Raw genomic sequence first — 13,892 nt, forward strand, 5'->3', positions numbered from 1 at the left:
GAAGAAGTATTAATAAGTTATATAAATGAGGTTTATTCATGATTTTTGGCGCGATGAGTCTAGGTGGAGAATGGGATCGTAATGCATTAACAATGGATGATATCAATAAATCATTTGTGGCCATTGAGACTGCTATTGACGCTGGTATTACTCGTTTTGATCATGCAAATATTTATAAATTTGGAAAATCTGAGGAAGTTTTTGGTTACTACTTAAGTGATCATAAAAATTTGCGTGATAGCATCGAAATCCAGTCTAAGGTTGGTATTAATATCCCATTCGATGGGGGTAATAATTTTTACGATTATAGATATGATCATGTTGTGGGAGAGGTCGATAAAATATTGCATCGCCTACAGACAGAATATTTAGATGTATTGTTATTGCATCGGCCTGATGCGTTGATTGAGAGAAAAGAGTTTAAACGTACAATTGACCATCTGTTTGATAGCGGTAAAGTGCGCGGCCTAGGTGTGTCTAATATGTCAACATCCCATATTGGCTTGCTTGAACAGTATTCTGAAAGAAAAATAGTAGCAAATCAGTTGGAGATGGGGCTACATAAGCGGGATTGGGTTGAAAGCGGCTTGTTATTTAACCATATCGATCACAAGGAACTGAGTGTTGAGCAGGGTACAGTTGAATTTTGCATGTTGAATGATATTGAGCTGCAGGCATGGAGTCCATTGGCACAAGGTATTTATTCGGGTCGAAGTCTTGAAAATGCGGATTCTGCGACGAAAAATACGGCCCGATTAGTCGAAAAGCTGGCGAAGGAAAAGCTTGTATCAAAAGAAGCCATTGTTTTGGCCTGGTTGATGCGACATCCTGCTAATATTGCACCTGTAATAGGTAGCAGCAATCCTGATAGGATTCGGCTGTGCACGCAGGCTCGCGATGTAGTGATGACTCACCGCGAGTGGTATGAATTAATGATTTGTGCAAGAGGCGTTCAATTGCCATAGCTTATTCCAAGCCTAACTCTTGAATTTTTCTTGTTAAAGTATTACGTCCCCAGCCCAGAATCTGGGCTGCTTCTACTTTGCGTCCTCCGGTACAAGCGAGCCCGGCGCGTATGCAGCTCTCTTCGAAGCGGTGGGTCAGTTCATCGATAATCCCCGTTTCTCCAGCCTTGAGTCTGCGGCTGACCTCTTCCGACAGAATGTGTGCCCAGTCGGTCGCAGCTATTGTTTCGCCTTCTTCCGCATTAGCGGAAGCGTGTTGACTCGCTTTATTCACGCAGCGCAACTCGGGAGGAAGATCGACACTATCGACCATTTGCCCCGGTGCCATGACGGTAATCCACTGGCACAGATTTTCCAGTTCCCGCACATTGCCGGGGAAAGATGCCTGAGTGATGAGTTCCATGGCGGCATTGCTCAGGCGTTTACTTTCGACGCCCAGACTGATGGCACTTTTGGCGAGGAAGTGTTGCACCAGTAAAGGGATATCTTCGTGCCGCTCACGCAATGCTGGCAGGCGCAGACGGATAACGTTGAGGCGGTGATACAGGTCTTCGCGAAATTGTCCTAGGCGGACGCGCTCTTCCAAATTTTGATGGGTAGCGGCAACGACCCGCACATTCGCTTTGATCGGAGTGTGTCCGCCAACGCGATAGAAATGACCATCCGAAAGTACCCGTAATAAACGAGTCTGTAGTTCGGTGGGCATATCGCCAATTTCATCGAGAAATAAGGTCCCACCTTCTGCCTCTTCAAACCGGCCGCGACGGGTGGCTAATGCACCGGTAAATGCGCCCTTTTCATGGCCGAATAATTCGGACTCCAGCAAATCGCGCGGAATGGCGGCGGTATTGATGGCAATGAATGGCTTGCCACTGCGTATCGAGTGGCGGTGCAGGGCTTCGGCTACACGTTCTTTACCCGTACCTGATTCTCCGGTAATCAGTACGGTTACATTGGATTGCGATAAGCGCCCGATGGCTCGAAATACATCCTGCATCGCAGGCGCTTGTCCTAGTAGGGCTGGTAACTCCTGTTGTGGCGGAATATGTGCGTCAGGTACATGATTTTCTGTCAGTGCACGCTCTATAAGCTGAACAGCCTGGTCGACGTCGAAGGGCTTGGGCAAATACTCGAATGCACCACCTTGAAACGCTGCGACGGCCGAATCCAGATCGGAGTGTGCCGTCATGATAATAACGGGCAGTTGTGGGTGTTCGGCTTTGAGCTTGCTCAAAAATTTAAGACCATCGGTTCCTGGCATGCGTACATCGCTGATGATGGCCTGCGGCACTTTGTCATATAGGGCATTCAGGGCATCATCGGCATTGGTAAAGCTGTCGAAACCGATGCCGACGCGGCCGAGTGCTTTTTCCAGTACCCAGCGAATGGCTTTGTCATCATCGATAATCCATACCGGTTTGTCCATTATGCTACCCCTCTATTTTTCATTGTTTTTCGGTGATGGCGCATTCGTTGCCAAAAGGCAGAGCGATGCTGAAGCAGGTATGCCCAGGGTAGGAGTCAAACTCTATGGCCCCTCCATGTTGCTGGATAAAGGTTTGCGCCAAGGTTAGCCCAAGCCCTGTCCCTTCCGCCCGCCCTGTGACTAGCGGGTAAAATACATGATCCTGTATTTCGTCTGGAATGCCCGGTCCGTTATCGATGATCTGCAATTTTAATGCCAGGTTATGACGTTTGCGCGCTAAAGTTACCTGGCGGTTGATACGCGTTCGGAGAATGATTTCTCCTATTCCCTTTAGGGCCTGCGCTGCATTGCGCGTAATATTTAATACCACCTGAATGAGCTGCGCTTTATCTGCAATCAGAAAGGGGAGGCTGACATCATAATCGCGCCGGATGCTCAGTCCACTACCAAATTCGGCAAGGACGATACTGCGTACTCGTTCCAGCACCTCGTGGATATTGACCTCGCTGGCCACTTGGCGTTTGTGCGGAGCCAGCATGCGATCGACTAAAGATTGCAGCCGGAGTGCTTCCTCGCGGATGACGCCGGTGTACTCCAGTAGTTCGGGCCGGTCGGCAATTTCATGCTCGAGTAGTTGCGCTGCGCCACGGATGCCGCCTAGCGGGTTTTTGATCTCATGAGCCAGATTACGGATCAGCTCACGATTGGCGCGCTGTTGCAGGAGTAGGCGCTCTTCGTTGGCGATTTTTCTTTGCTGGTCAATTGGGCGTAGTTCAACCAGCGCACGCTGGCCTTCATTATCTATTGGCGTGACGGTGAGGCCGACATGCAAGGATTGCTCATTGCGAAGCAGTAGTGGCAGATCATGCTCGATGAAACTGGCCTGACACTGAAGCGCACTTTGTACTGCATGGCGCAAGGCGCGGGAATCCTGGATCAGGTCAAACAGACTGTGACGGGTTAGCTCGCGCTGCCCGACGGCAAACAGGCTTTCACAAGCTTGGTTGGCATACACGATATCACTGTCATGCTCAATAATAAGCACGGGTGTTTCGAGTAGGTCGAGTCCGTTGAAGTTTGAGTCCGGCATGGCATGGGCCAAAGTAGAGGTAAGCTTTTTAGTTAAGCAAGAAGCTGTCCAGCTTGGCCGATCATGCACTTATTGGCTCAGACCAAGCTCGCGTTGCAGGGCTTGTACATTACGCTCTCTATCTTTCACTGATTCACGCTGCAGTGCAATGCGTTTGCTGAGCTCAGGATTGGTGCGTAAGCCAGTGCGCAAGCTTGCTTCCGAGTCCGAAAGTGTGCGCCGGGCATCATCCAGTGCTTTTTGTTCGTTTGATAACTCGCTTTGCAGTATCTGGCGGCGGCCGCCATCACGTTGGCGCTGGGTTTCAGGGGCTACAGTCGGAAACCCAGACGAATCGCTGCGCTGAGGTGTGCGCATGGCAGCTTGGCTGGTAGGAGCCGAGGGGACGTTGATGGTGAGCGCCTTGGCTCCGCGTGCCGGAATATTGCTGTAGGTGACGTGCCCGTCCTGATCTACATATTTGTAAATGGTTGCCGCGCTGCAGGGCAGGCTGGCGAGACTGGCCAGCAAGAGAGCGATAGCTGATTTCATGGCCTTACGCTGCAAAATAGAATAGATGGATGATAAGGAAAAGAACATGCCGCGTCATGCATAAATAAAAAACGGCAGCCTGAGCTGCCGTTTTTGTGATTTACACAGCCGGTTACAGGCTGTAATACATGGCGAACTCAACCGGATGAGTGGTCATGCGGGTCAGGTTGACTTCCTGCATCTTCAGTTCGATGAATGCATCAATCCATTCATTGGAGAACACGCCGCCACGGGTCAGGAACTCGCGGTCAGCATCGAGTGCTGCCAAGGCTTCATCCAGCGAAGCGCACACTGTTGGGATCAGTTTGTCTTCTTCAGGTGGCAGATCATACAAGTTCTTGTCAGCTGCATCGCCTGGGTGGATCTTGTTCTGGATGCCGTCAAGACCGGCCATCATCAGAGCCGAGAAGCACAGGTAAGGGTTGGACAGCGGATCCGGGAAGCGCGCTTCGATACGGCGGCCTTTAGGGTTGGATACATGTGGAATGCGGATCGAAGCCGAGCGGTTTTTAGCCGAGTAAGCCAGTTTAACCGGAGCTTCATAATGCGGAACCAGACGCTTGTATGAGTTGGTGCCCGGATTGGTGATCGCATTCAGTGCCTTGGCGTGCTTGATGATGCCGCCGATATAGTAGAGTGCCATATCGGACAGGCCGGCATAGCCGTCGCCTGCAAACAGGTTCTTGCCGTCTTTCCAGATCGACTGGTGAACGTGCATGCCGGAACCGTTGTCGCCAACGATAGGCTTAGGCATAAAGGTCGCGGTTTTGCCATAGCTGTGGGCGACGTTCTGGATCACATATTTCATGATCTGAGTCCAGTCAGCGCGCTGAGTCAGTGTGCTGAAGCGGGTGCCGATCTCGTTTTGGCCAGCGGTTGCGACTTCATGGTGGTGAACTTCAACAGGAACGCCTAGTTCTTCCAGCAGCAGTACCATCGCCGAACGCAGGTCTTGCGAAGAGTCAACCGGAGGAACGGGGAAGTAACCACCTTTGACGCCTGGACGGTGGCCGGTATTGCCGCCTTCAAACTCTTCTGCCGAAGCCCATGCCGCTTCTTCTGCCTTGATCTTCACGAAGCAACCGGACATATCGGTGCCCCAGGTAATGCTGTCAAAAATGAAGAATTCAGGTTCTGGGCCGAAGTAGGCAGTGTCACCGATACCGGAGGCTTTGAGGTAGGCTTCTGCGCGCTTGGCGATCGAGCGCGGGCAACGGTCATAACCTTTGCCATCGGCAGGGTCAACCACGTCGCAGCTCATGAATACGGTAGGCTCGTCGAAGAATGGATCGATTTTGGCGGTGGACGGGTCTGCCATCAGCAGCATGTCAGAAGCCTGAATACCTTTCCAGCCGGCGATAGACGAGCCGTCAAAGGCGTGGCCGCTTTCAAACCAGGACTCTGCATCCTCAGTCAGTACGTGTGCCGGAATGGTCACGTGCTGTTCCTTGCCGCGGGTGTCGGTAAAACGAAGGTCAACGAATTTTACGTCGTTCTCTTCGATCAGTTTCAAAACGTCGGCTACCGCCATGGTGATCTCCTTAAGGCAACGCGCATCGGGTGGGATGCTACAAAATTGGCGTGAAATCTAAAGCATTAAGCATGCCAGCTATGTTTAGGTGCTTTGATCATTGTGCCATAAGCAGATGGGATTGTTGATGCATATTGGACGCCTTATTTTGGTGCGCTTGATGAGGTGCATGCACCTAATTGGTGCACTTGTGGCCGCTGGTCAGATAAGTTAATGGGCGCTATGCTAGAAAACGTTTAGTAAAGCTGATTTAGGAGAATGCCATGAGTCATCGATCCGAAATTTTGCAGCGTGCCCATGATCGGGCTGCCCAATCCGATTTGCCTTATTCTGGTGCTGTTACGCCGGAGGAGGCATGGGAGCTGTTGCAGAGCCTGCCGGGTGCTCATCTGGTGGATGTGCGCAGTCATGCCGAGTTGCAGTTTGTTGGTGTCGTGCCCGGTGCTTTATCTCTTGAATGGAAAGCTTGGCCAGGTATGCAGCCTAACCCGCATTTTCTGGCGCAGGCCGAGCACCAGCTGGATAAGGAAACGGTACTGATGCTGCTATGTCGCACTGGCGCGCGCTCGGATGAGGCCGCGCGGCTGTTGGCTAGTCATGGGTTTTCCAGCGTATATAACGTCCTTGAGGGCTTCGAGGGTGATAAGGATGAGGCAGAGCACCGTGGACAACTCACTGGCTGGAAAGCGCGCGGATTGCCTTGGCAACAAGGCTGATTGTTATGCTTTATGGTTGATGTTTTGCGTGTAGCAAGGCAAAGTGTTGGCTATTGCCATTGTCTGGCCTGTCTATTTCGCGAGTTGCCCCTATATGACCGAACGCTATGCCGTAATCGGCAACCCTGTGTCTCACAGTCAGTCTCCGTTTATTCATACTGAATTTGCCAACGCCTGTGCTTGCTCCCTGCGTTACGAAAAACTCTATGCCGAGTTGGGGCAGTTTTCTGCGGTGGCAGGTGATTTCTTTTCGGCCGGAGGTCGGGGGCTGAATGTCACTTTGCCTTTTAAGGGGGATGCCTTCCGTTTGGCTGATGAAGTTTCCGAACGGGCGCGCGCGGCCGAGGCGGTGAATACGTTAAGCCTGCGTGATGGCAGGCTTTACGGCGACAATACCGATGGTGTGGGCTTGGTACGCGACATTGTCCAGAATCTGGATTTTTCCATTAGTGGGAAGCGGGTACTGGTGCTGGGGGCGGGCGGTGCCGTGCGTGGCGTTTTGGGGCCCTTGTTGGCCGAGCAGCCGGCTAGCTTGATGCTTGCCAATCGTACCTTGATTAAGGCCGAGGCCATTGCTCACCACTTTGCTCCTTGGGGGCGTGTTGTGGCGACGGGGTATGCCGAGCTGGAAGGGTTGCATTTCGATATTGTGATTAATGGCACGTCAAGCAGCTTGTCCGGAGAACTGCCACCGATACCGCATGGCCTGTTTTCACCGCGTGCCTTGGCATACGATATGGTGTATAGCAAAGGCCTGACGCCTTTCTTGCAGCGCGCGCAAGGTGAATATGCCGGAATGCTGGCTGATGGTCTGGGAATGCTGGTTGAACAAGCGGCTGAATCATTTGATATCTGGCATGGCGTCCGCCCAGAAACGCGCCGTGTGACCAATATGTTGCGCGAAGTACTGGCCTGATTCGACGCGTCTAGAGTGCCATCATGATGATGGCACTTACTCCTGCTTTTCCTTGCCTCTGGTTTTTCTGCCTCATGCGTCTTGCGCTTAAAATCTTTGCCGCCTTATTGGCGCTATTGGTGTTGTACAACGTATGGATTTTCGGACATATCGTATACTGGCGCAGCCATAACCCTTCAGTCAGCGCATTTATGAGCGCGCAACTTACCCGTTTGCAGGCAGAGAACCCCGATGCCGAACTGCATCATCGTTGGGTCGCTTACGAGCGTATTTCGCCCAACCTGAAGCGGGCAATTGTTGCATCGGAAGATGCCAAGTTTGTTGACCATGAGGGCTTTGATTGGGATGGTATCGAAGCCGCATTTGAAAAGAATCTGAAACAAGGTCGCATCGTGGCCGGGGGCTCGACGATTAGCCAGCAGCTAGCCAAGAATCTGTTTCTGTCCGGTAAGCGCACGCCATGGCGCAAGCTGGAAGAAGGCATGATTACCGTCATGCTTGAGGCCGTTATGGACAAGCGGCGCATTTTTGAAATCTATTTGAATGTAATTGAGTGGGGCGATGGCGTTTTTGGTGCCGAGGCGGCCAGTCGCCATTATTTCAATACCAGTGCCAACCGTTTGTCTGCAGCGCAGGGCGCGCGCCTGGCGGCCATGGTGCCCAATCCCCGTTATTATGATGCCCACCGCAATGCACGTGGTTTGGCGCGTAAAAGCAATATCATCCAGCGTCGCATGCGTTACGCCGATGTGCCATGATGTTCTGTTTTATTGGCGCTGGAAGCCGTTCGTGCTTTCATGCTAGAATCCTGCCTTTCCTTCGTTCCTGCCGCACAAACGGGTGCGGTATTCGTATGGACTTACCCAGTCAAATTTTAACGAACATTCAGTTTTCGACTGAAGCACTAATACCCCGCCGTTAAAAACCGCGTGCGTTTGCCGCCGCCTATTACGGCGGAAGGAGGCGCGCATGACGGTTCTCGAAAAGAAACCCACCGATCGTCTGCAAGATAGTCTTGCCCAGGTTCAGCGCCTTATCGAGCGTCACCATCTGGTCGAGGAGCTCGTTCATCGTCAGAACATGCCCAAGCATGGTCTGGTCGAAGAGCTGGTTCACAAGCAGAACGTCAATGAACTGCACCACAAGCTGGATCAGCTGCATCCGGCCGATATCGCTTACATCTTGGAATCCTTGCCGCTGGATGACCGTCTGCTGGTCTGGGATATGGTCAAGAGCGAGCGCGATGGCGAGATCCTGCTCGAAGTTTCTGATGCCGTACGCGAGACGCTGATTGAGTCCATGGATGCGCATGAGCTGGTCGCTGCCGCCGAACAGCTTGATGCTGACGAACTGGCCGATCTAGCGCCCGATTTGCCTCGCCAGGTGGTGTATGAGGTGATGGGGGGGCTGGATGACGAAGAGCGCGAGCAACTGCAGTCTGCGCTTTCGTTCGAGGAGGGGCAGGTCGGCGCATTGATGGATTTCGAGTTAGTTAAGATCCGTGCCGATGTCTCGTGCGAAGTGGTATTGCGCTATTTGCGCCGCTTTGACGAATTGCCTGAGCATACCGACAAGATTTTCGTGATCGACGACGACGACATTCTCAAGGGCGTGTTGTCGATCAGGAAATTGCTTGTTTCCGACCCGGATGCCGATGTATCCGAAGTGATGGCTACCGATGTGGTGACTTTTCATCCTACGGACGATGCGGAAGATGCCGCATTGGCGTTTGAGCGCTATGACCTGATTACAGCACCGGTGGTGGATGAAAAAGGCGTCCTGATTGGCCGTCTGACCGTGGACGAGATGGTGGACGTGATTCGCGAGGAGTCGGAAAGCGAAGTGTTGAGCTTGGCCGGTTTACGAGAAGAGGAAGACCTGTTTGCCCCGGTGATAGACTCGGTCAAGAACCGCTGGGCTTGGCTGGCGGTTAATTTGTGCACCGCTTTTGTCGCGAGCCGGGTGATCGGTGTATTCGAGGGCGCTATCCAGCATCTGGTGGCGTTGGCGGCCTTGATGCCCATCGTGGCGGGTATTGGCGGCAACTCGGGTAACCAGACCATCACGATGATCGTGCGTGCTCTGGCGATGGGGCAGATGCAGCCCAATCAGGCGTGGATGTTGTGGCGCAAGGAGTTGGGAGTGAGTGTCATCAATGGTGTGGTCTGGGGCGGGGTCATTGGGATGGTTGCATGGTGGCTGTATGACAGCTTCTCGCTGGGACTCGTCATGACCGCTGCGATGACGCTTAATCTGATTCTGGCGGCGACCATGGGGGTGCTGGTGCCGACCCTGATGCAGAAAATGGGGCGGGATCCGGCTTTGGGTTCCAGTGTGCTGATTACGGCATTTACCGACTCGGGAGGCTTCTTTATTTTCCTGGGGTTGGCTTCCGTGTTCCTGATGTGATCATGATGACGATACAAGAAGTGCTTCGCGCTTGTCCCCTTGCCCGTCTGGATGCGCGCTTGCTGCTGATGGCTGCTACCGGTTTTGATCGCATGTATTTGCTGGCGCATGATGATGAGCCGCTGACTGCCTCACAGCAGTTGTCATTCGATGCGCTGGTTGCGCGCCGTATGGCCGGGGAGCCTATCGCTTATCTGCTGGGCGAGAGAGAGTTCTACGGTCGCATGTTTACCGTGACCCCCGACGTATTGATTCCGCGCCCCGAGACGGAGCATCTGGTTGAGGCCGCATTGCTCAAAATCGGGCGTGGGCGTGCTGCAAATGTGCTGGATCTGGGGTGCGGCAGTGGAGCCATTGCTGTAACGCTGGCGCTGGAGGCGCCACAATGGCAGGTGATGGCGGTTGACTTGTCGCCAGTAGCATTGCAAGTTGCCATGCGTAATGCGGTGCAACTAGGAGCGAAAGTGGCGTTCAGCGAGGGGAGTTGGTATGCGCCCTTGCCGGAAGCGATGCGTTTTGATTTGATTGTTTCCAATCCGCCTTATATCCATCAGGACGACCATCATTTGCAAGAAGGCGATGTCCGCTTTGAGCCTAGGATGGCCTTGACCGATGGGGCCGACGGCTTGTCCTGTCTGCGTGCCATTGCCGCAGAAGCGCTTGCCCGTTTGTTGCCCGGTGGCTACCTGATGGTCGAGCATGGTTATGATCAAGGCGAGGCGTGCCGCAAGTTGTTTGCCGAGGCGGGGTTGCTGGAGGTTGAGACCTTGCCGGATCTGGCCGGGCTGGATCGGGTGACCCTAGGGTGTGCGCCACAATAACAAAAGGCAGCTTGAGCTGCCTTTTGTTTAGGTCTGAATTACGGCTTAGTGGTGGTGACCGTGTTCGCCGTGAGCATGCCCGTGGGTGACTTCGTCGGCGCTGGCTTCGCGCACGTCGGTGATCTTACCCTTGAAGCGGATAGCCATGCCGGCCAGTGGATGGTTGGCATCCACGATGGCGTTGCCGTCGGCGATGTCGGTAACGCGGAACAGCAGGACATCGCCGGTTTCCGGATCATCCGCTTCAAATACCATGCCGATTTCGATGTCGGCCGGGAATACATCCAGCGGCTCCACACGTACCAGCTCTTCTTCCGGGTCGCCAAACGCATCATCGGACGTCATCATGACGTCTACAGTGTCGCCTACGGCCTTGCCATGCAGAGCCTCTTCCACCAGCGGGAAGATGCCATCATAGCCACCGTGCAGATAGGAAATCGGCTCTTCGGACTTATCGATCATTTTGTTGTCGGCGTCGAACATTTCGTAATCAAGCGTTACGACAGAATTTTTAGCGATTTGCATGCGTGTAGTCCGTGCAGTTGGTTATGAGTAAATAGCGAGTGACTGCCACGCTCTGCATAAGTTTTAGGCGCGGGCAGGCTTGCACTTGTGCATATTGTAAACCATTGGGTCACACATTAAACGGGAAACTGCCATGGGCACGAACGAGTTGTTGGGCGGGATGTCTGCAGAGGTTTTTTTGCGCGAATACTGGCACAAAAAGCCATTGCTGATTCGCGGGGCGCTGCGGGATGTGGGGGCGCCTGTCGATTTTGACTGGCTGAGTCAGCTGGCGCAGCAAGAAGAGGTCGAGTCGCGCCTGATCGAGAGCCGTAAAGGTGGCTGGCATGTGGAAAACGGGCCGTTCCGCGCTTCGCGCTTCAAGCGTTTACCTGAGAGTGACTGGACTTTGCTGGTGCAAAGTGTCAATCACCACTTGCCGCATATCGATGAAATTCTGTGGCGCTTCAATTTTATCCCTTATGCCCGGCTGGATGATCTGATGATCAGTTATGCCCCGCCCGGCGGGACGGTGGGGCCGCATTTCGATTCCTACGACGTCTTTTTGTTGCAGGTTGGTGGGCGCAAGCGCTGGCAAATTTCGGCGCAAACCGATGACGCTTTTATCGAAGATGCGCCAATACGGGTGCTTAAAGACTTTCGGGTTGAGGAGGAATACATCCTGGAGCATGGAGATATGCTCTATCTTCCGCCGCGTTATGCGCATTATGGTGTAGCCATGGAGCCGGGTATGACTTATTCGATCGGTTTTCGGGCGCCGAGCGCGCAAGAGCTGGCCACCGAGTTTTTGGTTTATATGCAGGACAGAATCTGTGTAGAGGGGCGCTATGCCGATCCGGGCTTGCAGTGGCAGTCTGATCCGGCGCGTATTCCGCAGGCGATGGTGGACGAGATCGCGCAGACGCTGGCTCAGATCCGCTGGGATAAGGCCTTGGTTGCCGATTTTCTCGGGCACTATCTGTCCGAGCCCAAGGCGAGCGTCTTCTATGATGCGCCGGAAGACGAACTGGATGAAGAGGATTTTGCTGTATGCGTACAGCGTGACGGCGTACGCTTGAGCCGCAAGAGTCAGATTCTGTATACCGAGTCGTTGCTGTATTGCAACGGAGAAATACTGGATGTGGACGCTGAAAGTGTTGCCTGCTGGCAACGCTTTGCTAATCAGCGTTTTTTGGCCGGAGAAGATGTGCGGGACTCCATGCTGATCGCGCTTTATCAGGGCTATCTGGATGGCTACTGGTTACCTGAATCCATCGAGGTTGAAAAATAACCCAATTGGGTGCTTGTGGTCGCGGGTAACAACCGATATGATTTTGCTCCTGCCGGAAAGGGTTTGTTTGGGGGTTTGTTGCTTGGCAGCAAATTGGGTGACTGAGAATGTCAAATTTCGTTTGAGTTCCCCTTCCCAGAAATTTTTTTCGTGCTAGAATCGCTTCACAAGAATTCTGATTGAATCCCACTTTGGGATTTGGCTGAACTAAATGTCTTGTTCTTACACTCATAGTAAAGGTATACAAAAATGAAACAGTCGATCCTCGTTGCTGCCCTGCTGGCTGTAGCTCTGTCCGCTTGTGGCAAAAAAGAAGAAGCCGCTCCGGCTGAAGCTTCCGCCCCGGCTGTAGAGGCTTCGGCTCCAGCCGTTGAAGCTTCGGCTCCGGTTGATGCTTCCGCTCCAGTTGACGCTTCCGCTCCTGCTGCTGACGCTTCCGCTGCTCAGTAATCGCTTTTGCGATACTAAAAAACCCGCCGTCGGCGGGTTTTTTTGCGTCTATGCAGTTGATAAAAAATACGCCGGCTTGAGTTCTCAGGCCGGCGTATCGAGTGTTTCTTACTTCAATTGCTCGGCCAGTTTGCGTGCAATCTGGGTAGCGAGTGTTTCTGCCAGTGGCTGGCCATCCTTGCTTTGCAGCTGGATTTTTGTCTGGCTTCCATCCGCCTGAACGGTGACGCGATACTGTTCTTCTTGCTGGATCGCTTCATTCTTGTCGCGCCAGAAAGCGAGGCCGGACCAGAAGCCACCCTCTGTTTTTCCGGTTTGTGCATCGACATCCCCTTTGGCTGGGCGGACGTAGTAGATGCCTTGTGAGCGATCGCGGTCGACAATTTGCAGGCCTATGCGATCCAGCGCCAGACCAACACGACGCCATGCACGATCAAAACCGTCATTGACTAGCAGGGTGCCTGCCTGGATCTGAGTTTTTTCTACTGTGGACGGCTGGTTTTCTACCGCTTTGGCCGAGGTTTTGGCTTGGTCTTCGGTATGCCCCAGTCTCACCATAAAACGGGCAAGAAACTCGGTTTCAAGTTCTGGATCGGCCGGGCGAGGCTGCCACTTGGTTTCGCTCTTGCCTTCGTTAATATAGGTTTCGTACATGCCGCGGTGGGTGAAGTACACCTCGGTGCCATTGCTGGTACGCTCCAGGCGAATGCGGAATTTGTCGCGCTCAGGAGTCGACATGATGCCACCCAAGCCAACGGTATCCAGCATGCGGCGCACCGGATCCATGCCCAGTTTGGCGCGGTTTTCAGCCCAGTCGGTTTCCATCAGGCCAATATCCGGTTCCTCGCTCTTGATAACAAAGCCGTTGTCTTGCCAGAAGGCTTTCAGTAGCGGCCAGACTTGCTCGGGGGCTTTGTTGTCGACGACCAGCCAGCGTTGGGTGCCGCCACGTTCGATATGGGCATTGGCTGGCTTGACCAGCAAATTGCTGTCTTGCTGGATCTGTGCCGGGGTGCTGCCAGTCTTGCTGTAGTCGATCAGTGAAGCGCTACCGGTACCAGGCAACTGGTAGCGGTTCTGGATCTGGGGGGCAGTCAAGTCGGGAGGCAGTTCCAGTTTGCCTTGCTGTACCGGCGTATCGGACTTGTAGTCCAGCGGTTTTTCCAGCACGGCATTACTCGAGCAGGCACTGATCAGGCCGGTAAGCAGTAAGGGCAGACAGATATTTTTTTTCATTGGGTT

13 protein-coding genes are annotated in these 13,892 nt (G+C 53.3%); 7 read left to right on the forward strand and 6 right to left on the reverse strand.

Translation table 11 applies throughout. The features are described 5' to 3' along the window. Window positions 1-38: 38 nt before the first annotated feature. Window positions 39-965, forward strand: coding sequence for an aldo/keto reductase (locus M3P88_RS14390; RefSeq protein ID WP_249616691.1), 927 nt, complete (start codon window positions 39-41; stop codon window positions 963-965). A gap of 1 nt (window position 966) precedes the next feature. Here M3P88_RS14390 and ntrC read toward each other — a convergent pair whose 3' ends face one another. The 4 genes from ntrC to glnA form a co-directional block, all read right to left on the reverse strand. Then, a complete protein-coding gene (gene ntrC, locus M3P88_RS14395) occupies window positions 967-2,394 on the reverse strand; it encodes a nitrogen regulation protein NR(I) (protein WP_502798962.1) in 1,428 nt (475 codons plus the stop codon). A 16-nt stretch (window positions 2,395-2,410) separates the two neighbouring features. Beyond that, complete coding sequence (glnL, locus tag M3P88_RS14400; protein ID WP_249616693.1) at window positions 2,411-3,481, reverse strand: nitrogen regulation protein NR(II); 1,071 nt, start codon at window positions 3,479-3,481, stop codon at window positions 2,411-2,413. Between the two features lie 69 nt (window positions 3,482-3,550). Then, complete coding sequence (locus tag M3P88_RS14405; RefSeq protein WP_249616694.1) at window positions 3,551-4,060, reverse strand: DUF4124 domain-containing protein; 510 nt, start codon at window positions 4,058-4,060, stop codon at window positions 3,551-3,553. Between the two features lie 64 nt (window positions 4,061-4,124). Beyond that, on the reverse strand, window positions 4,125-5,543 hold the full coding sequence (gene glnA / locus M3P88_RS14410; RefSeq protein ID WP_249616695.1) for a type I glutamate--ammonia ligase: 1,419 nt from the start codon (window positions 5,541-5,543) through the stop codon (window positions 4,125-4,127). Window positions 5,544-5,806: 263 nt separating this feature from the next. Between glnA and M3P88_RS14415 the strand changes: the two genes are divergently transcribed. From M3P88_RS14415 to prmC, 5 genes are all read left to right on the forward strand, one after another. Continuing rightward, complete coding sequence (locus tag M3P88_RS14415) at window positions 5,807-6,259, forward strand: rhodanese-like domain-containing protein (RefSeq protein ID WP_249616696.1); 453 nt, start codon at window positions 5,807-5,809, stop codon at window positions 6,257-6,259. A 94-nt stretch (window positions 6,260-6,353) separates the two neighbouring features. Next, entirely contained in the window at window positions 6,354-7,175 is an 822-nt protein-coding gene (gene aroE, locus M3P88_RS14420) for a shikimate dehydrogenase (RefSeq protein ID WP_249616697.1), read from the forward strand. Window positions 7,176-7,249: 74 nt separating this feature from the next. Beyond that, complete coding sequence (gene mtgA / locus M3P88_RS14425; RefSeq protein ID WP_249616698.1) at window positions 7,250-7,933, forward strand: monofunctional biosynthetic peptidoglycan transglycosylase; 684 nt, start codon at window positions 7,250-7,252, stop codon at window positions 7,931-7,933. A gap of 211 nt (window positions 7,934-8,144) precedes the next feature. Further along, window positions 8,145-9,584: a magnesium transporter gene (mgtE, locus tag M3P88_RS14430; protein ID WP_249616699.1), complete on the forward strand. Its 1,440-nt coding sequence runs from the start codon at window positions 8,145-8,147 to the stop codon at window positions 9,582-9,584. A 5-nt stretch (window positions 9,585-9,589) separates the two neighbouring features. Continuing rightward, complete coding sequence (gene prmC, locus M3P88_RS14435) at window positions 9,590-10,405, forward strand: peptide chain release factor N(5)-glutamine methyltransferase (protein ID WP_249616738.1); 816 nt, start codon at window positions 9,590-9,592, stop codon at window positions 10,403-10,405. Window positions 10,406-10,450: 45 nt separating this feature from the next. On the opposite strand, the gene M3P88_RS14440 is transcribed toward prmC, so the two are convergent. Next, window positions 10,451-10,930, reverse strand: coding sequence for an FKBP-type peptidyl-prolyl cis-trans isomerase (locus M3P88_RS14440; protein ID WP_249616700.1), 480 nt, complete (start codon window positions 10,928-10,930; stop codon window positions 10,451-10,453). A 133-nt stretch (window positions 10,931-11,063) separates the two neighbouring features. On the opposite strand from M3P88_RS14440, the gene M3P88_RS14445 reads away from it, so the two are divergent. Beyond that, on the forward strand, window positions 11,064-12,200 hold the full coding sequence (locus M3P88_RS14445; RefSeq protein WP_249616701.1) for a ribosomal protein uL16 3-hydroxylase: 1,137 nt from the start codon (window positions 11,064-11,066) through the stop codon (window positions 12,198-12,200). A gap of 558 nt (window positions 12,201-12,758) precedes the next feature. Here the strand turns inward: M3P88_RS14445 and bamC are convergent. Further along, window positions 12,759-13,886, reverse strand: coding sequence for an NlpB/DapX family lipoprotein (gene bamC / locus M3P88_RS14450; protein WP_249616702.1), 1,128 nt, complete (start codon window positions 13,884-13,886; stop codon window positions 12,759-12,761). Window positions 13,887-13,892: the final 6 nt, after the last annotated feature.

This window comes from Craterilacuibacter sp. RT1T (assembly GCF_023502145.1).
Lineage (GTDB): Bacteria > Pseudomonadota > Gammaproteobacteria > Burkholderiales > Chromobacteriaceae > Craterilacuibacter.